This is a genomic window from Stenotrophomonas sp. BR163 (genome assembly GCF_047520985.2).
GTDB lineage: Bacteria > Pseudomonadota > Gammaproteobacteria > Xanthomonadales > Xanthomonadaceae > Stenotrophomonas > Stenotrophomonas sepilia.
In genome coordinates this window covers 1-21,444 of record NZ_JAXBRE020000043.1, presented here as the reverse complement: position 1 = coordinate 21,444, position 21,444 = coordinate 1, and the positions used below count along the sequence as shown (strand labels likewise).

20 protein-coding genes, 1 tRNA gene and 1 pseudogene are annotated in these 21,444 nt (G+C 60.4%); 4 read left to right on the top strand and 18 right to left on the bottom strand.

Annotation, left to right across the window (positions count from 1 at the left end; genetic code table 11):
* The first annotated feature begins 115 nt into the window (after positions 1–115).
* Entirely contained in the window at positions 116–841 is a 726-nt protein-coding gene (locus tag ACM0PY_RS20220) for a MobA/MobL family protein (RefSeq protein WP_049440227.1), read from the top strand.
* A 126-nt stretch (positions 842–967) separates the two neighbouring features.
* Here ACM0PY_RS20220 and ACM0PY_RS20215 read toward each other — a convergent pair whose 3' ends face one another.
* From ACM0PY_RS20215 to ACM0PY_RS20145, 15 genes and pseudogenes are all read right to left on the bottom strand, one after another.
* Complete coding sequence (locus ACM0PY_RS20215; RefSeq protein WP_308304172.1) at positions 968–2,422, bottom strand: YfjI family protein; 1,455 nt, start codon at positions 2,420–2,422, stop codon at positions 968–970.
* Positions 2,422–2,763 carry a hypothetical protein gene (locus tag ACM0PY_RS20210; RefSeq protein WP_158229712.1) on the bottom strand — a complete coding sequence of 114 codons (342 nt, stop codon included), beginning with the start codon at positions 2,761–2,763 and terminating at the stop codon, positions 2,422–2,424. The genes ACM0PY_RS20215 and ACM0PY_RS20210 overlap by 1 nt, the downstream gene beginning before the upstream one ends.
* Positions 2,764–2,765: 2 nt before the next feature.
* A complete protein-coding gene (locus tag ACM0PY_RS20205; RefSeq protein WP_049440233.1) occupies positions 2,766–3,071 on the bottom strand; it encodes a helix-turn-helix transcriptional regulator in 306 nt (101 codons plus the stop codon).
* 319 nt (positions 3,072–3,390) lie between these two features.
* A complete protein-coding gene (locus ACM0PY_RS20200) occupies positions 3,391–4,278 on the bottom strand; it encodes a recombination directionality factor (protein WP_049440235.1) in 888 nt (295 codons plus the stop codon).
* The gene (locus tag ACM0PY_RS20195; protein WP_049440237.1) at positions 4,272–5,261 is read right to left on the bottom strand and encodes a YqaJ viral recombinase family nuclease; all 990 of its coding nucleotides are present in this window, start codon (positions 5,259–5,261) and stop codon (positions 4,272–4,274) included. Before ACM0PY_RS20195 ends, ACM0PY_RS20200 begins: the two co-directional genes overlap by 7 nt.
* A gap of 122 nt (positions 5,262–5,383) precedes the next feature.
* On the bottom strand, positions 5,384–5,893 hold the full coding sequence (locus tag ACM0PY_RS20190) for a JAB domain-containing protein (RefSeq protein WP_053092053.1): 510 nt from the start codon (positions 5,891–5,893) through the stop codon (positions 5,384–5,386).
* Positions 5,893–6,849 carry a DUF932 domain-containing protein gene (locus tag ACM0PY_RS20185; protein ID WP_049440239.1) on the bottom strand — a complete coding sequence of 319 codons (957 nt, stop codon included), beginning with the start codon at positions 6,847–6,849 and terminating at the stop codon, positions 5,893–5,895. The genes ACM0PY_RS20190 and ACM0PY_RS20185 overlap by 1 nt, the downstream gene beginning before the upstream one ends.
* Positions 6,850–7,171: 322 nt before the next feature.
* The gene (locus tag ACM0PY_RS20180) at positions 7,172–7,921 is read right to left on the bottom strand and encodes a M48 family metallopeptidase (protein ID WP_080355750.1); all 750 of its coding nucleotides are present in this window, start codon (positions 7,919–7,921) and stop codon (positions 7,172–7,174) included.
* A 2-nt stretch (positions 7,922–7,923) separates the two neighbouring features.
* Positions 7,924–11,235: a type I restriction endonuclease subunit R gene (locus tag ACM0PY_RS20175; RefSeq protein WP_049440241.1), complete on the bottom strand. Its 3,312-nt coding sequence runs from the start codon at positions 11,233–11,235 to the stop codon at positions 7,924–7,926.
* Positions 11,232–12,467, bottom strand: coding sequence for a restriction endonuclease subunit S (locus ACM0PY_RS20170; RefSeq protein WP_049440243.1), 1,236 nt, complete (start codon positions 12,465–12,467; stop codon positions 11,232–11,234). Before ACM0PY_RS20170 ends, ACM0PY_RS20175 begins: the two co-directional genes overlap by 4 nt.
* Positions 12,457–13,614 (bottom strand): virulence RhuM family protein, encoded by a 1,158-nt coding sequence (locus ACM0PY_RS20165; RefSeq protein ID WP_065428098.1) that lies wholly within the window; start codon positions 13,612–13,614, stop codon positions 12,457–12,459. The genes ACM0PY_RS20170 and ACM0PY_RS20165 overlap by 11 nt, the downstream gene beginning before the upstream one ends.
* Positions 13,607–15,133, bottom strand: a complete 1,527-nt coding sequence (locus tag ACM0PY_RS20160) for a type I restriction-modification system subunit M (RefSeq protein ID WP_049440247.1) — start codon at positions 15,131–15,133, stop codon at positions 13,607–13,609. The genes ACM0PY_RS20165 and ACM0PY_RS20160 overlap by 8 nt, the downstream gene beginning before the upstream one ends.
* A 22-nt stretch (positions 15,134–15,155) precedes the next feature.
* Positions 15,156–15,761, bottom strand: a complete 606-nt coding sequence (locus tag ACM0PY_RS20155; protein WP_065868136.1) for a restriction endonuclease subunit S — start codon at positions 15,759–15,761, stop codon at positions 15,156–15,158.
* Positions 15,762–15,877: 116 nt separating this feature from the next.
* Positions 15,878–16,216: pseudogene (locus tag ACM0PY_RS20150) on the bottom strand (tyrosine-type recombinase/integrase); the annotation flags it as partial.
* A 161-nt stretch (positions 16,217–16,377) separates the two neighbouring features.
* Positions 16,378–16,468: transfer RNA gene (locus ACM0PY_RS20145), tRNA-Ser, on the bottom strand.
* 165 nt (positions 16,469–16,633) lie between these two features.
* Between ACM0PY_RS20145 and ACM0PY_RS20140 the strand changes: the two genes are divergently transcribed.
* A complete protein-coding gene (locus ACM0PY_RS20140) occupies positions 16,634–17,338 on the top strand; it encodes a PP2C family protein-serine/threonine phosphatase (RefSeq protein ID WP_061479956.1) in 705 nt (234 codons plus the stop codon).
* A 69-nt stretch (positions 17,339–17,407) separates the two neighbouring features.
* Here ACM0PY_RS20140 and dnaQ read toward each other — a convergent pair whose 3' ends face one another.
* The 3 genes from dnaQ to ACM0PY_RS20125 are packed head-to-tail and all read right to left on the bottom strand — an operon-like array spanning position 17,408 to position 19,253.
* The gene (dnaQ, locus tag ACM0PY_RS20135) at positions 17,408–18,139 is read right to left on the bottom strand and encodes a DNA polymerase III subunit epsilon (RefSeq protein ID WP_049415209.1); all 732 of its coding nucleotides are present in this window, start codon (positions 18,137–18,139) and stop codon (positions 17,408–17,410) included.
* 4 nt (positions 18,140–18,143) lie between these two features.
* On the bottom strand, positions 18,144–18,596 hold the full coding sequence (gene rnhA, locus ACM0PY_RS20130) for a ribonuclease HI (RefSeq protein WP_088496270.1): 453 nt from the start codon (positions 18,594–18,596) through the stop codon (positions 18,144–18,146).
* 12 nt (positions 18,597–18,608) lie between these two features.
* Positions 18,609–19,253, bottom strand: coding sequence for a methyltransferase domain-containing protein (locus ACM0PY_RS20125; RefSeq protein WP_061479955.1), 645 nt, complete (start codon positions 19,251–19,253; stop codon positions 18,609–18,611).
* An 11-nt stretch (positions 19,254–19,264) separates the two neighbouring features.
* Here ACM0PY_RS20125 and gloB point away from each other — a divergent pair, with 11 nt between their 5' ends.
* The gene (gloB, locus tag ACM0PY_RS20120; protein WP_134969285.1) at positions 19,265–20,029 is read left to right on the top strand and encodes a hydroxyacylglutathione hydrolase; all 765 of its coding nucleotides are present in this window, start codon (positions 19,265–19,267) and stop codon (positions 20,027–20,029) included.
* Positions 20,026–21,228: a lytic transglycosylase domain-containing protein gene (locus ACM0PY_RS20115; RefSeq protein WP_180869544.1), complete on the top strand. Its 1,203-nt coding sequence runs from the start codon at positions 20,026–20,028 to the stop codon at positions 21,226–21,228. The genes gloB and ACM0PY_RS20115 overlap by 4 nt, the downstream gene beginning before the upstream one ends.
* Positions 21,229–21,444 lie beyond the last annotated feature (216 nt).

Genomic DNA, 21,444 nt, shown 5'->3' with positions numbered 1-21,444 from the left:
GCACTTACCCTTTCTATCTAATCAAAACACTCTTCGATCATGAGTATCTACCTGTGGCCGACAAGAACCACTCTTGTCGGCTTTTTATTCTCCTTAGAGAAAGGGTGATACAGCAATGGCAAGCTTCCATTACAGCATCAAAAGCGGCAAGAAAGGTAGTGCACGCAGGCACGCCAACTATATCGATCGTAAAGGATCTCATAGTGACAAGGAGGACCTTATCCAAACAGGACATGGGAACATGCCCGAATGGGCAGGAGATGATCCGAAACGGTTCTGGAGCGTTGCTGACAAGCATGAGCGTGCCAACGGAGCAGTGTACCGAGAACATGAAATCACTCTTCCGAGTGAGCTCAGTACTGAACAGCAGGTCGAACTTGCCGACCGGCTTGCAAAGAATCTCGCAGGGATCAAACCCTACCAATACGCGCTTCATGCTCCTGAAGGAAAACTCGGTGGCGATCCGAACCCGCACATCCATCTGATGTGCTCGGACAGACTGCCTGATGGCATCCCACGTACACCTGAACAGACCTTCGCCCGCTACAACGCCAAGAGTCCTTCCGCAGGCGGTTGCCGCAAGGATAGTGGCGGAAAGAGCCCAATGGAGTTGAAGCAGCAGGTGACGGCACAGCGAAAGCTTGTAGCGGACACCCAGAATCAGTTCCTTGCTGAGAACGGATACTCCGCCCGTGTAGACCACCGCAGCTTGCGCGACCAGGGCATTGCCAGGTCACCGGAGCGCCACCTCGGCCAACGTTTCGTCAAGGAGATGGCAGATGCAGAGAAGTCACAGTATGCTCAATGCCGTAAAGAAGCGCAGGTAGCTTCAGTCACTTAAAATCGGACAGAGGCCAGTACCTCACCCAGCGATTCTGCGACAAAGTCGCAGAATCGCAATGACACCTGCTGACCACGTTAGAAAAGCCCCGGCCTATCGCCGGGGCTCACTTGGTATAAAGACCGCTTACAGCGCCCTCCGGTCAAAGTAGTGATTCATCAAGCGCAGATACGTCCTCTTGTCCCGGTACCCACTGCAGATCTGAATTGCTCCCTGGCCTTCAAGAACCGAGATGGCTGCATTCAGCCTTGCTCGGTTACGTACAGGTCCACAGCGCAAAACCTGGTTCTTGGGAACGCACGTATCCGAATAAATCCCTCTCCACCACTTTGCATGCATATACCGATCCAGAGCTTGAGCATCGGCCTGATCCTGCGATACCACGAACGCAGGTGAGAACAGATGCTTGTACTCATCAACATGCCACCGAACGATCTCGAAGGCACGATTGATCGTATCGAGGGTGATGTCACCTCCCTCTCCACTGAAGTACTGCATCGATGCAGCGAGTCGTGCCACGATCTCCATGATCTTTGCCGCGAAGTCATTGATATCGCTCAAGTACTCCCCGTCGCGCAGCAAAGACTCAGTTTCTGATGCCAACTCTACCCAGCGTGCCCTGGCATCGATGGAGAAGGACACCACTTCACGAACAACGGCGCCCGAGGCTGAAAGCTCCTTGTACTTCAACAACAGCTCCGCGACCCGCTCATGGAATGCCGGCAAATGCTCCCACACCGGTTCCACGTCCTCGATTCGCCGATAGCCCATCATGGAGCGAGGCCACGCGACCAAATAGCGTGCCCAGTGCCCACTCCCCTTTGCGACAGAGCCTCGCCTATTGAGGAACTGCTTGAGCGGTTCGTACTGGGTCATGATGCTCACAGACACGCGCGGATTCATCGCAATCAGATGCTCGTTCTCCGCTCGATCCAACGGCATCATTCCTGGTGAATCCCAGAGACGATTGAGCAAGCCCACATTCGCCATTGCCTCGCTCTTGAACAGCATGTGACCTTCATCAGTCGTGATGGCGATGGACTCACCATCACCCTGAACGGCCTCCATAATGGCCTTGGCCGTGATGTCCTGCCGCAGGAAGCAGCGCAAGCGAGGCTGCAGAGGTTTCTTTTCTGCGTACTCCTTCAGCTGTGACTCGAGTGCTTCCGCAGACTTACCTGCTGCAACTGCTTTACTGATCGCGCTCCTCAACCCCTTCATCTTGGCCGTCCAGAGTCCGTACTCGATCTCATAAGCCTCAGTCTGCTGCTTGAACGCAGTCATCGCCTTCGTATCTGCATTGCGGAAAGGCGCCTGCAGCAGCTCGAACACCGTCGACTTGCGCTCACCAGACTCAGCAACAAGCATCAAATTCTGTGTTACAGGCCGGGTCTGCCCGGTTGGCAACTTGACATCAATCAGCCCCTGGCAAGCCATCGAGATGGCATTGATGAGACCCATGCCAACCATGGCATCAGGAACCTGCACGTTGCGGAAGAGCTCAAGACCAGCCTCACGCGCAATGTGATGGAAGCTTTCCAGGGGATATTTGGGGGCATAACGCTGCCAATGGGTAGTCATCATGCATCCTCCTCTGCCGCGCCAAACGCGGTCTGCTCTTCAGCCTCGACCAACAGATGGCCACAGCTCTGGCACCGAGCAGCATCGCCCTCCGCATGGCGACGAGCACGCTCCTCATTGAGCAGCTTTCGGAACTGAATCAGGTTCAGCTCATGCTTGTACGCAGCATTGAACTGATCTACCAGGATCTTCTTGCGCATCTTCTTTGCGATGTGCTGTTCCAGGATCGGATAGGCCTGCCTGAAGTCCTGCTCCAGCCTGCCCTTCCCCTTGGTCGACTGTTCACTCAAAGCGTGCGTGAGCGCGTCAAGCGGCGAAGAGTGGATTGCAAAATTAGCCATCATCACTTCTCCTCCTTCGCACGACGGAACTTCACTGCACGGCCTTCAGCCCATGCCATGGCTTCATGCGTCCAGTAGAACTTCGGAGACAGTTCACTGTCATAGAGCGGAATGCCCTTCGGGAAGTCCGGATCAGACTTCATCAGCTCGTATGCCTTGCTCCTGCTGACGCGGAGCAGCGTGATCAGCTCCTTCAAGCGGAGCGTCGGGCTATCCGGCCACCCTGCTTTCCAGCCAGTGTTGTTCTCCTCAGCCAAAGGCATGCTTTTGTCTACGCCCTGGCGCAGACTGGACGTCATGTGCTTCATTTGTTGATTCCTTCGTTGTGTTGGACGTTTCAGGAAGGAATCCGGCCGGTTTCCTATCGAAGGGGATTGGCCTCCGACGTGATCAGTGTCGATATGCTGCTGTTGCGGGTACAGGGAAAAAAAATCCAGGTTTTTTCCATGCACGCTCACAACCGAGAAATTCAAATAAAAATCAATCGCTTACATGCCAGGGAGCTTTCGCTCCCTGGCATATCTCGTCATCTGCGCACACAAATTGGTCCGTTCCATCATCTGTCCGCGCAGGACCTGAACTGCCTCTTGCCCGTACCTGATACAAGTCCGAACAGGTACTGCTCACCTACGACGCTAACCGTGACGCTTGCGCTTCCAGTCTGTCCTTGAGACTTCCCTTCGCTGGAGCCTGTGCAACCTCGCCATGCCCTGTCGGATAGAACTCCTCGACCACAGCTGGCACGTCTTCGTCCAGGTCCTCGAAGGCCCCGTTAGCGAAGCCCTGTCTCGCTGCCTCATCCAGTGCAGCTTGGTCGATCTCCGCCGCAGCTCTTGCGGCGTGTCGGTCCACCGCCTCTGCGACAGCCTGCTCCAGTGTCAGACCACTCCGAACCACCAGATCGACGTAGTAGATCGCTGATCGGTAACTCATCGTGGTGGACTTACCTCGTAGCTTCAGCTCCAAGGGCAGGCAGGACAGCCGACCACCTGACACCGCACTGAGGTAGTGCAGTCGCGCTGCGAGTGTCCGGATGGTGTTGTAGGAGGTGGTACGCAGGACAAAGCTGCCCATCGCATCACCTTCCCCGTCCCCAATGACCACATTCAAGCGGGCATAGGCTTTGCAGCCCCCACTGGCAAACTGGCACGCATCCGGACCAGGACAAGGCAACGTCTCCATGCCTTCAGGGCCAGCTCGCCGGCAGGTGTCTCCATTGCCTACACACAGCGGTCTTCCGTTCTCGCGATTGAACAGCGAGTAGTCAGCCCGGAGGTTCAGGGTTGGATCGTCGAAGAGCAGGCGCACCGGGATGGATCGCAGCTTGTTACCCTCCGATGCCTTACGCAGCTCTTCATCCAGCGGGTGCAGCACCCAGCCCTCACGGTTCTGTACCTGGCTAGTGAGGGTGAACTGATCGTCCTTTTCTGGCAGCCGCTTGCCATTGCGCTCTACTACCCGGCCGATTGAAATACGCCCAATCACGGGCGGCGTTATGGCCAGTCCCTTCAGCATGATGTGACCTCTTTGATCGTGGTGTTGATTCGGAATCGCCGCGACCCCGGACGGACTACCGTGTAGGCCGCGGCGATCTCCGGGTGCTCGGCTGCGAGCCGCTTGGTATCCAGTGACGTGCCATCCTTGCTACGGCGGTAGATCACCTCTCCCAACGAGCCAAACCTGGCAACGGATGCATCGCCCATGGCTTGCTGCAGCGTTTGTTTCAGCAGCTCTGCCTGCTGTTCTTGCTCTGCTACTGCCTCGTTGAGAGACACCAGGTTAGAGAACGTCTCGACCAGCACCTCGTCCTGGCTGAAGTCGACAACCGTGTCTTTGCCCGGATACAGGCTCCGAAGCGCTCTGGCCGCCGACTCCGAACCATCAGCTGGTGGCTCGATGTCGTTGATAACGTGATCCCAGAACCGGGCTTCCAGTACCACCAAGCGACTGATGACCTCTTCGTCTCGTTCAATGCGGTGGATCTGCAGAGCCTGACCGCACAACAGCACCGCCACATCTGCTGCCTGCTTCCCCGTCACTGCCAACTGGTGCTGTACCTGCAGTTGTACGTACTCAGGCACCCCGTCCTTCCAGAGCCGGGAGCCGAATTCCCCTGCCGTCTTACACTCGAGAATCTGGACCTCTGGCGAACCGACCACCTCACGATCGAGATTGGCCAGCATGTGCGGGAAGGTCGGGTGCTGCAGAACGGCATTGACCCGGCGTACCCGGTTGCCCGTGCGCTCCTGGTAAGCCGTGGCCACCATGGGTTCGAGCAGGGTTCCCCAGTAGCGGGGATCGTCTTGTCCAGGGGGGATCTCTTCCATCGGCTTGCGCCCCGTCTTCTCCTGCCACAGCTCCAGCTGGCTCTTGTAGGGGTTCAACCCGACGGCGGTGGCGGCATCCGAACTACCGATGCCGCCATTGCGGACCTCCAGCCACTGCTGGCGATCCAGTGAACGCGTATCAACCAAACGCAACGCGGTGTGCTTGCTCATTGGCAATCTCCGGAATAGAAAAGGCCGCCTTGATGGGCGGCCTTGGTCAGGTCTTTCATTTCAAGCTATCGATGTGGGCAAGATGGATGGGCAAACCGACAGCACTGCTCGCTGCAGGTCTGTCAGACCATGCCTTGAGAGGCCATCGAAACCACCTCATGGCTGGTGACAACGAAATGGTCCAACAACCTCACGTCCACGGTGTCCAAGGCAGCCTTCAGCCGCGCCGTGACTGCCCGATCTGACGCAGAGGGCTGCAGGCTACCGCTTGGATGGTTGTGAGCCATGAGTACCGCCGATGCATTGTGGGCAAGTGCCCTCTGAACCACGATCCGAGGATGGACCTCGGCTGCATCAATCGTCCCTGAGAAAAGCCGCTCAACTGCGATGAGCTGGAACTGCGTGTTGAGAAAGGCAACCTCGAAATGCTCGCGGTCTTCGCCTCCCAGACGTAGCCGGAAGAACAATGCACCCTGGGTTGCTCCTCCCAGCACCTCCCCTGGCAACGATGCCCGTTTCTGCAGGATCTGCAGCGCCCTCGCAATCGTCCTGTCCTCACGTACCCGGATCCTGCTCTCCTCCTCATTGGATCCGGCCCCTAATGTGGTCATGTGATAGGCCTGCGCTTCCATCAGGCCACCAACTTCATCACTTCATCCCACGCGCGCTGCTTGAGCTGAGCTCCAGCACCGAACCACGCCGCATCACGGCGGTGATCATCGCTACGAGCTCGTCGGTGGTGGTCAACGTACTCCGTGACGCTGTTGAGTACGCCCCAGGCCGTTGCACGGCTGGAAGGCAACAACGCGCCACGACCGCCGCCCTCAAACAGGGCACGGACACTGGCCAGCGCCTGTTCGTTGACGACTTCAGCGGTGGTGCCCTGGCCTTGGTAGGTAAGCACCCGTCGCAACAGACCATCGACCGTATCGGGGTCAACTGGACGGTCACAGAGGGCTTTCATGCGAGACACGAAGTTGTCCCAGGTCGAGACGGTGATCCCCAACTGGCGCTTCACAGCATCCGGATCGAACTGACTACGATGCGGGACCTTGATGGCTCCGCTGCTGTCTCCCAGAGCGATCTGCAGGGTGTTGTTGCACACCACGCGCACCGAGGTGAACTGCGCCGTCGTGGCCAACGTACCGTCACAGGCGGTGGCCAACAAAAGATAGCCGTCCACCCTGTCACGCCCCTTGAGCGACGTGCTCTGGCCTGTCCGTGCCATGGCCCAGAACTTCTTGCCGCCCTTGAGCACACCCGCCGTCTCCAGCTCAAAGCCACTGTGCTGCGTCAGATCACGGTAGAACTCCAGGATCTCGCCCGGTTGGACCACCTTGAACCGCTTGGACACAACTGCCAGCGGCTCCCTGGTATCGGAGCGATAGAGCACCTTCTGCTCCGGGAAGGAATGGATGGCACCGATGGCATTGCTACCCGTAATGAAGCGGACCTCGGAGTCCTCGATCTGCCAATCCATGCCTGCCTGACGCTTCCAGACCTCAATGGGCTGGTGCTGTTCAAGCTTATTGCCCAGACCATGCCACGGCTTAGCACCCGCATAAGCCATCGCTTCAACCAGATGCATCGTATTTTCCTCGCTTCTTATGGCACAAACGCACAAGGCCCGGACGATGCCGGGCCTTGTGCGTATGCCAATGCAGTATCAATTAAAGGGTTCGATGTCTTCACTGCCCGAAGACAGCGCACACCGAGCAACCGCAGCGATGATGGAGGCTGCGACAACCAAAACACAGTACAGACAATCGGATCTTTCTTTCATACAGCCATACCCAAGGAAGATGCTTCATTGCGGAGCATCGACACGCGAAGCCAGTAACCACCGGCATCAACTGGGTAATATGTGTTTGAAATTATTTTGAATAACTGAAACCCCAGCTACCATCACACTAGATTCGAAATACTTCCTCAGCCATATTGTCGAGCTTCTCCTTGACAGCTCTCCAGTTAGGCATGTGTCGATCAAGTGTCCGATAGAACTTTGGACTGTGATTGTGGTGAAGAAGGTGACACAACTCGTGAAGCAGCACGTAGTCGATGCACTCACGTGGGGCCTTCACCAGCAACGGGTTCAGTGTGATGCGGCCCAAGGGTGAGCAACTTCCCCATTGCACAGTCATGAACTGCAGACGTGTTGATGGAAGCTGCTTGATCCACCGGAGGGGAGCTGAAACTACCGCAAGCCGGTCAGCAAACACCTCCCGCGCTCGCTGGCGATACCAGACATCCAATGCTTTTTTGATCGTGGCTGGTGCTTGCTCTGGTGTCGTCACGACGATGAAAGCACCCCGCATCCTAGCTTGGGCCTTTGAGCCTGCGTCGATAACAACCTTCAGGCGATAACGCCGGCCCAGGTAGTGCAATGATTCACCACTCACGTACTCTCTAGGCAGCACATGGGCCATTCGCACCTTGGCAGCACTGACATGCTGACTGATCCAACGCGCACGTTTTTTCACCGCAGCCAAAACCTCTGCCAATGGTGCCGTATCGGAGGCATCCACCAGCACGCGTGCGTCCGGCTCCACATGAATGGCGACACGCGTCACTGACCGTGATGGCTGACGGCGCAGATGAAACGCAATGACTTCATCGCCATAAGCGATGCGGTGCTGGGATAGTTGTTCACACATCGGCATGCTCAAGACCTCATCAAACCGATACGCGTGATCTGGATCACTTGCTCGACCACCAACTTGGCGTTGTCCAAGCCCAGCGGGCCAAACAACAGGGGCAACAGACCCTTGCGAATGGCAGCCTCAATGTTCTGCGGGTTGAGTGAGTTCTCTGCCACTGCGTCGCGCACCACGGTGTCCATGGCAATCGCTTTTTGCACCAGCTTGTCCTTCAAATCCCCATTCAACCCTGCAAAGGTCTCGTCCCCCAGCACGAGACGCATTGCGCCAAAGTAGGCCTTGGCATTTGGCTTGTCTGCCAAAGCATCCGGCAGATCCGGGGCGGAACGGGCGTCCAGCTTTTCTTCAAAGGACTTGAACAGGGCGTACTGCTTCAAAGGATGGTCGAACATGGCCTCCGCTTCAGCGATGGCCTGACGCAGCAGCTCGCCAAACACTTTCTGTGCATAGGGGTCGGCCGCCAGCTCCTGCTCGATGGTTTTACGCAGCCGGGTACGGATCATGTCCGTCTCGTTGCGCGTTTTCTCTTCCGACCAGTCCTTCGGGTCTTCCGCCTGCCCCAATTGGTGCACCAGATAGACGCCATCAGGGTCTCGCACTTCCGTTCCGATGACCTGTTTGTCCACCAGCTTTCGGATTTGCTCTTCAAAGACGCTGTAATCCACCGTCTCCATCGCATCACGACGAGCGGTCTGGCGTAGCTCGGTGAAGAAGCGGAGATCAGCCTTGTACCGGGCGATCTGCGCTTCAGAAAAGCTCTTGTCCTCGAAGAAGCTGCGGGATGAAAGCGCTGTCTGCAAGCACAGGCCAAATGCTGTCAGTGCCACATAGAAGTCGTCTCGCAGCTTCTGCCGCTCGTCATACTCCTCGCCATCGCTACCCTTCACAAATTTCGGTGCCAGTACCTGCCGGTACTGCTCGCTGTCGAGCTTGTTGGTTACCGACTTGAAGAACGACCACAGCGCATCGTGCAAAGCAGGCAGGCGCTTGTACTCCGTGTTGAACTGTCGGTACAGGCCCTCCAGGTCGCTGATGTCAAAGCCGCCTTGGGTGCGAGCTTCCAAGTCCTGGTAGGAGCGGATGGCAGTGTCGAGTTCCTTCAAGATCCCTCGATAGTCCACCAATACGCCGTAACGCTTGGCGTCATGCAGGCGGTTGACGCGGGCCACGGCCTGAATCAGGTTGTGTCCTTTCAGGGGCTTGTCGATGTACAGCACCGTGTTGCGGGGCTCATCAAAGCCCGTCAGCAGCTTGTCTACAACGATCAGCAAGTCAGGAGCACCGTCCGCACCAAAGTCACTGACCACCTGCTTCTCATAGGTCTCGGCATCGTTGCCGCAGGTGGCCATGGCTTGCTTCCACCACTTTTGCACCTCGGGCAGCGTGTCCTCGTCCACATCGGAATTGCCTTCACGCGTGTCCGGGGCGGAGATAACCACCGCACTGGTCACCAAGCCGGTGTCGTCCAGCGCCTTCTTGTAACGAATGGCGTCGAGCTTGCTGTCGGTGGCAACCTGTCCCTTCAGGCCAAGACCCAGCTTTTTGATGTTCTCGTTGAAGTGGGTGGCGATGTCCCAGGCAATCAACTCAATGCGGTTGGCTGCACCGTAGATGGCCCCCTTCTTGGCGAACTTCTTTTTCAGGTCGGTGCGCTGGGCATCGCTGAGGTTGCTGGTGATCTTCTCGAACCAACGGTTCACCGCCTCTTCGTTGATGTCCAACTCGGGCACACGCTCTTCATATAGCAGCGGGGCCACGGTTTCGTCTTCCACCGCGCGCTGCATGGTGTAGGCATGCACGATGGGGCCGAATTTGTTGGCCGTCTTCTCGTCCTTGAGCAACGGGGTGCCGGTGAAGGCGATGTAGGCGGCCTTGGGCAGTGCCTTCTTCATGCGCTCATGCGTTTCGCCGCCGTGGCTGCGGTGGCCTTCGTCCACCAGCACAATCATGTCGGCCGAGTCGTTGCGGCACTCCGGCAGCTTGGATGCCATGTTGAACTTGTGCACCAGCGTGAAGGTGATGCGCTCGGTGCCTTTGCCGATGCGCTGGGCCAGGTCACGACCAGACAGAGTACGGCTCCTTTCGCCCTCCTTCTGCGTGGCGATGCTGGAGCCAAAGGCGCCACCGGTCATGAAGTTGCGGGCGAGCTGCGTTTCCAGGTCAATGCGGTCGGTCACCACCACCACACGGCATTCCTTCAAGGCATCCACCAACAGCAGCGCCTTGGTCAGGAACACCATGGTGAAGCTCTTGCCCGAGCCTGTGGTGTGCCACACCACGCCGCCCTCACGGCCACCACCTTGTGATTCGGGCTTTATCTGGCTGATGCGCGCCAGCAGCGCACGGATGCCGAAGAACTGCTGGTAGCGAGCCACGATCTTGCCCACCTTGCGGTCGAACAGCACATAACCGCGCAGGAATTCGAGCAGCCGTGCCGGGGTCAACAAGCTCACCAGCAAGCGGTCCTGCTCGGTAGCCTGCATGGCGGCGCTCCACAGCGTGTCGAAGTACGCCGCCAGCGCGGCAGGTTTGCCGTCGAACAGCTCCGCACGCACATCCGGCTTGAGGGCCTTGTTCTTGAGCGCCTGCATGTGGGCCTCGTCAAACTCCTCTTCCCGCCACTTGGCCCAGAATTTTGCCGCCGTGTGGGTGGTGCCGTAGCGCCCCTCGGTCTGGCTGATGGACAGCAGCAGCTGTGCATAGGCAAACAGGTTGGGAATCTCATCAGGCCGCTGGTTGCGCAGGTGTTGGCTGATGCCCTCCGTCACCATCGCCTTGGCGGGGTGGCTGCCGCCGCCCGACTCCGGCCGCTTGGCCTCGATCACCACCAGCGGGATGCCGTTCACATACGCCACCACATCGGGCGTTCGGTGGTGCGTGCCCTGCGCGGCCAGCACCTCCAGCTCTTCGGTCACATCCCAAAGGTTGGCCGTGGCGTCAGTCCAATCGATGACCGCTATGGTCGGCTGGTGCTTTTTGCCATCGGGCATGAACTCCGTCACCGTGATGCCCAACGCCAGCTTGCCGTACAGCCGCTCGTTGGCGGGCATCAGCCCTTCGGCCAGGCTGAGTGCCGACAACTCCCGCACGATCTGGTCGATGCCGCTGGGTGACAGCGGATACCACTGGCCCTTGTATTCGTAGCGCCGGGTTTGCAGCACCTCGATCAGCCGGGGCTTGAACAGCACCTCGCGCGTGCTGCCGCGCAGAGTCAGCGCCTGCGCCGTGGTCAGAAAGTTCCAGCCCAGGTTGCACAGCAGGTGCAGCGCGGGCAGGTGGGCGCTGTACTGCTCTCGGGAGTTGGGCGTGGTGTTCATGCCTGCGCCTCGGTTTCGGCTTCGGGCAGCTTGACGCGGCGTTTGCCAGTCAGGAGCTGGGACATCAGGGCGGATTTTTCTTGTCGCAAGGCCTGCACTTGAGCCTGCAGCCGCGCCTCCTCAGCCCTGGCGACATTGATGACCTCGGCAATGCGCCGCTGCTCTGGCGCGGTGGGAATGTGGAGCTGCAGTTTGAAGAAGTCTGTCACGCTCACGTTCAGCAGGCCGTGGTTTCGCGCACCTTCTTGTGCGACGCCTTCAATCTCCTGATTCAGCAGGCCCGCTTCAAAGTAATGACGGAAGAAGTCGAAGTCGGCGTCCACGTCGTCGCGCAATTTGAAGCAGAGGTACAGGCTCGACACAACACCCGCGTCATAGTCCAGAAGTGGCTTGATGGCCCCCATCGGGTAGCCTGTCGAATAGCTCTTGTTGTAAGCGAAGTCATACCGATACAGCAGCGTGTAGCCACTGAGGTTGGCACTGGCGACGGACTTGTTGAAGTAGTCGCGTTGACTGATGAGCCCATGCTCCGCCGAGATCGTCAACACATTGGTGTTCTGCGTGCAGTTTTTGCGCGTAACCCTTTCAAAGACGGCATCGAAATCTACGTAACGCCACTTACCCGTGAACCCAGGAAAACGGCGGCGGCCTGACAACATCGACACCATCAGGTCACGGGTGCACCGCTGGCTGTTCGCCAGCAGCCGCTCCGCAGTGGAAATGGCTTGATCCCAGGTGATGAGGACTTGGGCGATTCGACGCTGCTCACGGCACGGGGGCAACGTGATTTTCAACTTCTTAAAGTAAGGAAGGCCAATCGTCTTGATGGTCGATCCCACAGCGACACGCTCGAACTGCGGCTTCTGTAGCTGCAGCCAATAATAGAGATACCAGTTGTGTAATGCGGTAGATTTTGAGCAATCCCAAGCGATGAAGTGCTGACTGACGGCCATGTCTTCCGCAGTCACGCCACTCTTCCCAACACCCGCATCACGCGACAAAACTACCGTCCCCGACGGATGAACAACCGCGGATGAGTTTTTCACTCCTGCAAGAGAAATCTCTTTATCTGTTTCAGTGACCACCCCTTTATCTAGGCGACCAGAATCAGCCAACGAAATCCACTTGATTCCGCCATTCCAGTAATCAGGATGATTTTTGTTCGGGGTGTGACCACTGCCTCGCTTTGCCACCTGGTCAATCAAGACCGACTTCCATCCCTTAGGCAGCATCTCCCCCTCCTTTCTTCTTGGTCAGTCGCTTTGCCACTTGATCCAATGCTTCCATGGCGCTGTCGTCCTTCGAGACCGAGGCCAGCATGCGCGCCGCATAGCCCTCGCCTGCTGCCTCCAACGCAGCCCTCCGCTGCGCCGCGAACTGCTCATACTCGCTCTGCGCGTGCGCCACGGCCTGCTTATGCGACGCCTTGCCCGCACCCACCAGCACCTGGCGGTCGTTGAAGCTGAGGAAGGCGTCGAGCTTCTCGGTCCAGTCCTTCAGGAAGACTTCCTTGCGGCGTGTGGCCTGGTCTTCGGCAAAGTCCAGCCACATGGTGACGATGCGGTTCAGCTCGGTGATCTCCTGCTCGGTCAGGTAGTTCTTGGCCACGCCCACGTCAGCTTTCTGCACCTGGCCCTTGCGGGTGGTGGTCAGGCCCATGTTGGGCTGGGTGTGATCGGCGCGGGTGCGGATGATCTCGGCGGCGGTCTGGCCCGATACGGCGTAGTGCAGCTTGTTCTGGATAACGCGGAAAAAGGCGGTGGTCTCGGGCAGCGTGGGTGCGTAATCAGCCGCCAGGGCAAAGATTTCGCGCACCCTCAGGTACATGCGGCGCTCGCTGGCGCGGATGTCACGGATGCGCTCCAGCAACTCGCCGAAGCGGTCGGGCAGCACCGACTCACCCACAGGCGGGTTCTTCAGGCGCACGTCGTCGAGCACGAAGCCCTTGAGGAGGTATTCGCTCAAGTTGGCCGTGGCCCATTGGCGGAACTGAGTGCCGCGTGCCGAGCGCGCCCGGTAGCCCACGGCCAAGATGACCTCCAGGCTATAGAAGCGCACATTGCGGCGGACGAGCCGGCCACCCTCCTGGCGAACTTGTAAGCTGGACTTACAAGTTGCCTCGGGGTCTGCCTCCCCCTCGGCGTAAATGGCTTTCACATGCTGGGTGACGTTCTGTGGCGTGGTCTGGAACAGCGTGGCAATTTCTGCCTGGCTGAGCCAAAGCGAGCCGCCATCGGCCCGCATTTCAACACGGGTGAGGCCGTCGTCAGTGGTGTAGAGAACGAATTCGCCCTGGCTTTCGGCGCTGGCTGATGCCTGCAACTCCACCGATGCAGCCATCGCCTTGGTCGGCTTGCTGGATTTTGACGCTTTACTCATAGCCCAGCTCCTTCAGGTAGACGGCCATCTGAGCTTCCAGGCTGGCCAGCTCGGCCTTGAGCTGCTCGCGCTCCTTGCGCACGGCCACCAGGTCGATTTCGGCTTCTTCCTCAAAGGTGTCCACATAGCGCGGGATGTTGAGGTTGAAGTCGTTCTCGGCAATCTCGGCAGGCGTGGCGAGGTAGGCGTACTTGTCCACGCTTTGCCGTGTGGCGACGGTATCCAGGATGCGCTGCAGGTCAGCTTCGCGCAGCAGGTTCTGGTTCTTGCCGGCCTCGAAGTCACGGCTAGCGTCGATGAACAACACCTTGTCGTCGGCCTTGTTCTTGCGGAACACCAGCACCGCGGCGGGGATGCCGGTGCCGTAGAACAGTTTTTCGGGCAGGCCAATCACCACGTCGAGCAGGTTCTCTTCGATCAACTTCTGGCGAATGCGCCCCTCGGCAGCGCCACGGAACAGCACGCCATGCGGAACAACCACCGCCATCCGGCCGGTGCCTGGCTTCATGGTCTCGATCATGTGCAGGATGAAGGCGTAATCACCCTTGGTACGTGGCGGCACGCCCCGCCGGAAGCGGCTGAACTTGTCGGCATCGGCACCCTCATGCCCCCACTTTTCAAGGCTGAACGGCGGGTTGGCCACCACGATGTCGAAGTGTTTGAGGGCAGCGTCTCCATCCAGCAGCTTGGGGTTGCGGATGGTGTCACCCCATTCGATGCGGTGGTTGTCCTCGCCATGCAGGAACATGTTCATCTTGGCCAGCGCCCAGGTGCTGCCGATGGCTTCCTGCCCATAGAGCGCGTACTTGCGAGAGCCGGTGTTCTCACGAATCAGGCGGCCGCACTTCATCAACAGCGACCCGGAACCGCAGGTGGGGTCACAGATTTCGTCTCCCTCTTGCGGCGCCATCAGGCGAGCCATGAGAGCGGAGACTTCGGGCGGGGTGTAGAACTCGCCCGCCTTTTTGCCGCTGGTGGAGGCAAAGTTCTTGATGAGGAATTCGTAGGCATTGCCGATCACATCGAGCTGGCCGACACGGCTGGGGCGCAAGTCCAGCTCGGGCTTGGCGAAGTCTTCCAGCAGGTGGCGCAGGATGTCGTTCTTCTGCTGCTCGTCGCCCAGCTTGTTTGAGTTGAAGCTGATGTCCTGGAACACATCGCGCAGCTTGGTGATGTTGGCCTCTTCGATGGCGTGCAGCGCCTTGTCGATGCGCTCGCCGTTGCCGGGGCTGTGCCGTAGGGCGTGCAAGGCATAGAAGCTGGCACTGGCGGGCAGCACGAAACGCTCGTTTTTGAGCATTTCCTTAATCAGCTCAGGATGATCACCGTACTGCTTCTTGTAGGCGTCGTAGTGGTCCTGCCAGACATCCGACACGTACTTGAGGAACAGCATGGTCAGGACGAAGTCCTTGTAGATGCTCGGGTCCACGGTGCCGCGGAAGGTGTCGCAGGCGGCCCAGACGGCGGCGTTGATCTCGTCCTGGCTTACAGAGACGATTTTGGTGTTTGTACTGTTCATGATGTTTGAGCTCCTGCGTTGTTCAGTGACCGGCCTGCGCAGCATGCGCAAGACTCTCTGCGAGCGCTTGAAGTTGCTGCTCGCGGTTTTGAATGAGTTGATTGAGCGTGTGGCGCTCCTGACGGGCAAGGTCAGCCAGGGCAACGATGCGTTGCTGGTCCGCCAGCGAGGGCACGCACAGCGTGAGCGATTCCAGTACGGGGCGGCGGATACTCAACTGGCTGCTGCCTTCAGCGGCTTGCTGAAGCTGACGCTGAAATGGCGGTTGGTTTATTTGCCACGCCAGGAAAGCAGGCAGCAATAGACCTTGGGAGGCCACTCGGAGCAGAAAGAAGTGAGGGCTGCACACAGCAGGGCTCGGCGGCTCATCAATGCATACGGCATAGAACCGAGCACCTTTAGCGACGAACAGTATGTCCCCAGCCTTGAGCCAGTCAGGTGGTTTGCGGCCTGCAAGCGTGGTGCGCGTGACGTCAGACCATTTGACCCCATGGTCAAGGTCAACATCCCTCATCTGCACCGCCAGAACTTCACCATCGGCCGACTCCTCAATGGAGCCGCGAAAGGGGTAGCCCGCTTGAATGGAGACCAACTCTCCAACCATGAAATTTTCTGCATCAATGTTCATGATGCAAACTCTCGCACGACATCAACGCCAATGCAAGCTTTTTTGCATCAACTCGATTGATGCGATCACCCCCACCCCCTCCTGCCGCTACTCAAGTGAGTAGCGGCAGGAGGGGGTCAGGCGCGCTTAGCGCAGAGCTGGGTAGCTCTGGGCTGTTTTTCACGCAAGCGGTCCAGGTAATCAGCCCATGCCTGCATCATCTTCCGACGCTCTGGCAAGTGCTCTGCACGGTTGTATGCCGCTTTGATGGGATTCCTCTCGGAGTGTGCCAACTGCCGCTCGATGGCATCAGAGGTCCAGCCCATCTCATGCAGCAGGGTGGAAGCCATACTTCGGAAGCCATGACCGGTCATATCGTCCGTGCCATAGCCAAGGCGCCGAAGCGCGGCGTTCACCGTGTTCTCGCTCATCGGATCACGGCCACTCCGTATCGACGGGAACACATAGCAGCCCCTGCCTGCAGCCCGACCAGCAAAGCCGATGCGCGCCACTTGCAGGCGCCACGATGTCCAGAATGGTCCAGCAGCAGCCAATCTTCCGTGGCATACCAGATGGCATACCAGCCAAGCCGAAAATGAAAAAAGCCCTTGAAATTCAAGGGCTTAGTTCAATTATCTGGCGGAGAGGGGGGGATTCGAACCCCCGAGGCGCTATAAACGCCTGCCTGATTTCGAGTCAGGTACATTCAACCACTCTGCCACCTCTCCGGGTGGTCCCCGGCGGACCGGGGACGCGCATCATACGAGGAAGCGAGGCCGGCGACAAGTCATTCCGGTCAACCAAGTGAAAATTTCCTGAGTGCATGCCTTGCCGGATGCCTGCAGCCCCCCGATGATGCCTGTCTCCCCAGCAATACCCTGCCCCCGCACACCATGATCGAATTCGGACACCTCACCCACCCCGGCCTGCGCCGCGAGCTCAACGAAGACACCTACTACGGTGACAGCGAGCTGGCCCTGTGGCTGGTGGCCGATGGCATGGGCGGCCACGCCTGCGGCGAAGTGGCCAGCGCGCTGGCCCGCGAAACCATCGTGCGCGAGATCCGCCGTGGTGCGCCGCTGGTCCACGCCATCCGCACCGCCGACGAAGAGATCATCCGCGCCTCGCGCAGGCGCAACGACACCCTGCCGATGGGCACCACCGTGGTCGCAGCACGCGTGCAGGGCAATCGCTACGAAGTGGCATGGGTCGGCGACAGCCGTGCGTATCTGTGGCGCGATGGTCAGCTGGCGCAGCTCAGCCAGGACCACAGCGTGGTGCAGGAGCTGGTCGCGCAGGGCAACCTGACGGCCGAGCAGGCACGCGCGCATCCGCATCGCAACGTGGTCACCCAGGCGCTGGGCGTGACCGATCCTGCACATCTGAACGTGGCCACCACCAGCGGTGAGCTGCGCCCAGGCATGCAACTGCTGCTGTGCAGTGACGGCCTGACCGAGGAAGTGGACGACCGCAGCATCGCCCGCACCCTCGCCTTCGACGATGCCAGCGCGCAGGAATGCGTGGACACGCTGGTCGCCGCCGCGCTCGACGGCGGTGGCCGCGACAACATCAGCGTGATTCTGGTGCGCTGCCATTAAGCGGCAGATCCACGCCATGCGTGGATACGGTACTGCCGGCCAGCGGCCGGCAGTACCCCATGCCAGGCATTACGCGCTGGCGGGCTCTTCCACCTTCGGGCCATCCCACAAGGCGTAGCCGGCCTTCTTGCGCAGTCGTTCCAGACGCGCGCTGTGCGCTTCCAGCTCAGACGGGGTGGCCACCACGCGTGGGCGCGGCAGCAGTTTGCTGGTATCGAAGGCCTGCAGCGCGGCACCGGCGCCACCGCCGTCATCGTCGCCCAGGCCGAAGCCGATCTCTTCCTGGCCCGAGGTCAGCGCGATATAGACGTCACCCAGGATCTGCGCGTCGAGCAGGCCGCCATGCAGCGCACGGTGCGAATTGTCCACGCCCAGGCGCTTGCACAGCGCATCCAGCGAATTGCGCTGGCCCGGGAAGCGCTCGCGCGCCATAACCAGGGTATCGATCACCGTGCAGCGATCGGTGATCTTTCCATACTGCGGGCCCAGCAACGACAGCTCGTTGTCGAGGAAGCCCAGGTCGAACGCCGCGTTGTGGATGATCAGCTCGGCGCCATCGATGAAGGCCAGGAATTCATCGGCGATCTGCGCGAAATCCGGCTTGTCAGCCAGGAACTCCAAGGTCAGGCCGGTGACTTCCTGCGCGCCCTGTTCGAACTCGCAGTCCGGCTTGATGTACTGGTGGTAGTTGTTGCCGGTCGGGCGGCGCTTGAACAGCTCCACGCAGCCGATTTCGACGATGCGATTGCCCTTCTTCCACTCCAGGCCGGTGGTTTCGGTATCGAGGATGATCTGACGCATGGGCTCAGTTTACCGGGCTGGCGTCGCGGATCCGGATGGCCGCGTTGCGGGCCAGGGTATCCACCCGCTCATTGTCCGGATCGCCGGAGTGGCCCTTCACCCAGCGCCAGTCGATCTGGTGCCGCAGCGTGGCCGCATGCAGGCGCTCCCACAGCTCGCGGTTCTTCACCGGGTCACCGCCGGCGGTCTTCCAGTTCTTGCGGATCCAGCCGGGCATCCATTGGGTCAGCCCCTGCCGCACATACTGCGAATCGGTGTAGAGCACGATGTTGCACGGCTCGGTCAGCGTTTCCAGGCCGGAAATGGCCGCCATCAGCTCCATCCGGTTGTTGGTGGTGTGCGCTTCGCCGCCGCTCAGTTCACGCTCGTGGCCCTTGTAGCGCAGCAGTGCAGCCCAGCCGCCGGGGCCGGGATTGCCAAGGCAGGAACCGTCGGTGTGAATTTCAATGGTTTTCAATACAACTCCAGATCAGGTAGCAACGGTGCCGTGCCAACGCACCGGCAACGGTTTCGGCCCGGGCAGGGCCAGCGTTCGTTTTTCAGCATGGAACAGGCAGGCTGCGCGCAGTGGCGACCAACCGCCCGCGCGACGGCTGCCGGCGCCGCGCCAGAGCGGGCCGAGGAAACGCATATCGTCGCACTCCAGCCCGTGGCGGCCGAGCAGCAGGCGGATCCGCTGCGGCGTGCGCACCACCAGCCCGTGCTGGCGCCAGTGCGTGCGGTAAGGGCTGAACGGGTTGAGGCTGCTCAGCCACAGGTGGCCGCCCGGCATCAGCACGCGCTCGCACTCATCGAGCAACCGATCAGCGTCGGCTGCGGTGACATGCTGCAGCACGACCGCATTGACGCTTTCATTGGCCAGCGGCAGCGGCAACGCACAGCGGGTGTCGCCGGCATAGCCGTGCCCCTGCCGGTACAGGCGCAGGCCGCGCCCGCCAAGCTGCGCATCGTCCAGCCATGCCGCACTCGGCGCGATCCACAGCCAGGGCTGCACCGGCAGCAACGACAGCTGCGGCAGCAGCAGTTGCCGCTCCAGAACGCGCAGGGCTTCCGCCGGTTCGCTGTCGAACCACGGGGTCTGGCTCGCTTGACGGGTGCTCTGCAGCGCGGGCATGGTCCAATTCTATGCGACTGACTGCCCTTCCCGCATTTGCGGACAACTACATCTGGACGTTGATCGACGACGACGGCGCCGCCGTGGTCGTCGATCCTGGCGATGCCGCGCCGGTGCTTGCGCTCGCCGATCAGGGCCTGCGCGTGGACACGATCCTGCTCACCCATCATCACGATGACCACATCGGTGGCGTGCCCGTGCTGCAGGCACGTTTTCCCGGAGTCCGGGTGATCGCGCCCGTCGAGGAGCGCATCCCTACGGCAACCGAACGGGTCGGCGAAGGTGAACGCGTTCAGGCACTGGGCCGGGCGTTCCACGTACTATCCGTGCCCGGGCATACCCGCAGCCACATCGCGTTTCACACTGCTGAACATCTTTTCAGCGGAGATTCGTTGTTCAGCCTGGGCTGTGGACGCCTGTTCGAAGGTACGCCGTCCCAGCTGCTGGCATCGATGCGCAAGCTGGGTACCTTGCCCGCGCAACTGCTGCTTTGTTGCGCTCATGAGTACACCGTGTCAAATGCCGTCTTCGCGCGGCATGTCGACCCCGCCAACGCTGCCTTGAGGCAGCGCCAAGAGGAGGCTTTGGCCATGCGCCGCGATGACCGTTCCACCCTGCCGGTAACCCTGGCCAGCGAATTCGACTGCAATCCGTTCCTGCGTGTGCACACTGCGCCGATCCGCGCGTCGGTGTCGGCACACCTGGGCCGTGACGTCGTTGACGACGTCGACGTGATGGCCGGTCTCCGGCACTGGAAAGACGGCTTCCGCGCATGATGCGCCGAAGTCTGCCGCTGGCCCTGGGCCTGATCCTGGGGCTGGCCGGAACCGCCAGCGCCCAGTCGCTGGGCGCTGGCATCGGCCAGAACCTGACCGCCGCCGCCGCCCTGCCGCTGGATCCGGCCGCGTTGCCGGCCGCGTCGGTCCGCAACGGCCAGGAGATCTTCTCCAGCTTCCGCGATGGCCTGGCCGAGCCCACCTGCAATGCCGAGGCCACCAGCCCGCGCTGGCAGAAGCAGTTCGCCCACGCCCCGTCGCGCCTGGCCAACCAGGATGACGATGCACTGGTGCTGTTCGGCTATGTGGTCGAAGAGCTGCGCAAGGCCAACCTGCCCACCGAGTTCGCACTGATTCCCTTCGTGGAAAGCGGCTACCGGCCCAATGCCCGCAACGGCAGCGGCCCAACCGGCCTGTGGCAGTTCATCGCCACCACCGCGCGCAATCACCGCGTGCCCATGGCCAACGGCTACGACGGCCGCCTGTCGGCGGTCGATTCCACCCAGGCCGCAGTGCGCTACCTGAAGACCCTGCACGGCATGTTCGGCGGTGACTGGCGCCTGGCCACCATGGCCTACAACGCCGGCGAGTACCGCGTGCTGCAATCGATGCGAAAGGCCGGCATGAACGCGCAGAACGCCAAGCCCTCGGCGCTGCCCGGCCTGTCGCCGGTCACCCATGCCTACGTCGAGAAGCTGCATGCCCTGGCCTGCGTGCTGGAAGACGTGGAAGACCAGCCAGGGGTCATGGCCTCGCTGGACCGCACCGTGCCTGTACTGAAGGACCACACCCTGCCCGCCGGCACCAGCGTCCAGCAATGGGCCGCACAGCGCGCCCTGGACCCGGCCAGGATCGTCCGTCTCAACCCCGCCCTGGCGGGCGGTGGACGCGTCTCGTCCGGCACCACCCGCGTGCTGGCGCCGGTCTCGGCCGCCAACGCGACCGTGGCGGACACCGCCACCGCGCTGGTGGCCAGTAGCGTACCTGTTGCCGCCGCCTCGCCAGCGCCGCAGGTCGCCAAGACCGTGGCCGCGATCGCCGATCGTCCGCGCAGCCGTCGCCACACCGTGCGTGATGGTGAATCGGCCTGGACCATCGCCCGCCGCTATGGCATGCCGGTCAAGGCGCTTCTTTCGCTGAACGGCCTGAGCGGCAGCAGCGTGCTGAAGCCGGGTGCGGTGCTGCGCGTCGAAGACTGACGCGCAGGCCAGGCCCTCCTGTAGAGCCGAGCCCCTGCTCGGCTTTTTTCTTGCCTGCGACTTGTCGGGGTTCATGACCAGCCGAGCATGGGCTCGGCTCTTGTGTCTTGGATGGTGCCCTGATCAGGCACAATTCCCCGGTGACCCGGGAGGCTCCGATGACGCTGCCTCGGCTCTTAAGCCTTCGAGCTTGCAAAGTAGATTCAGCGCGTCGGC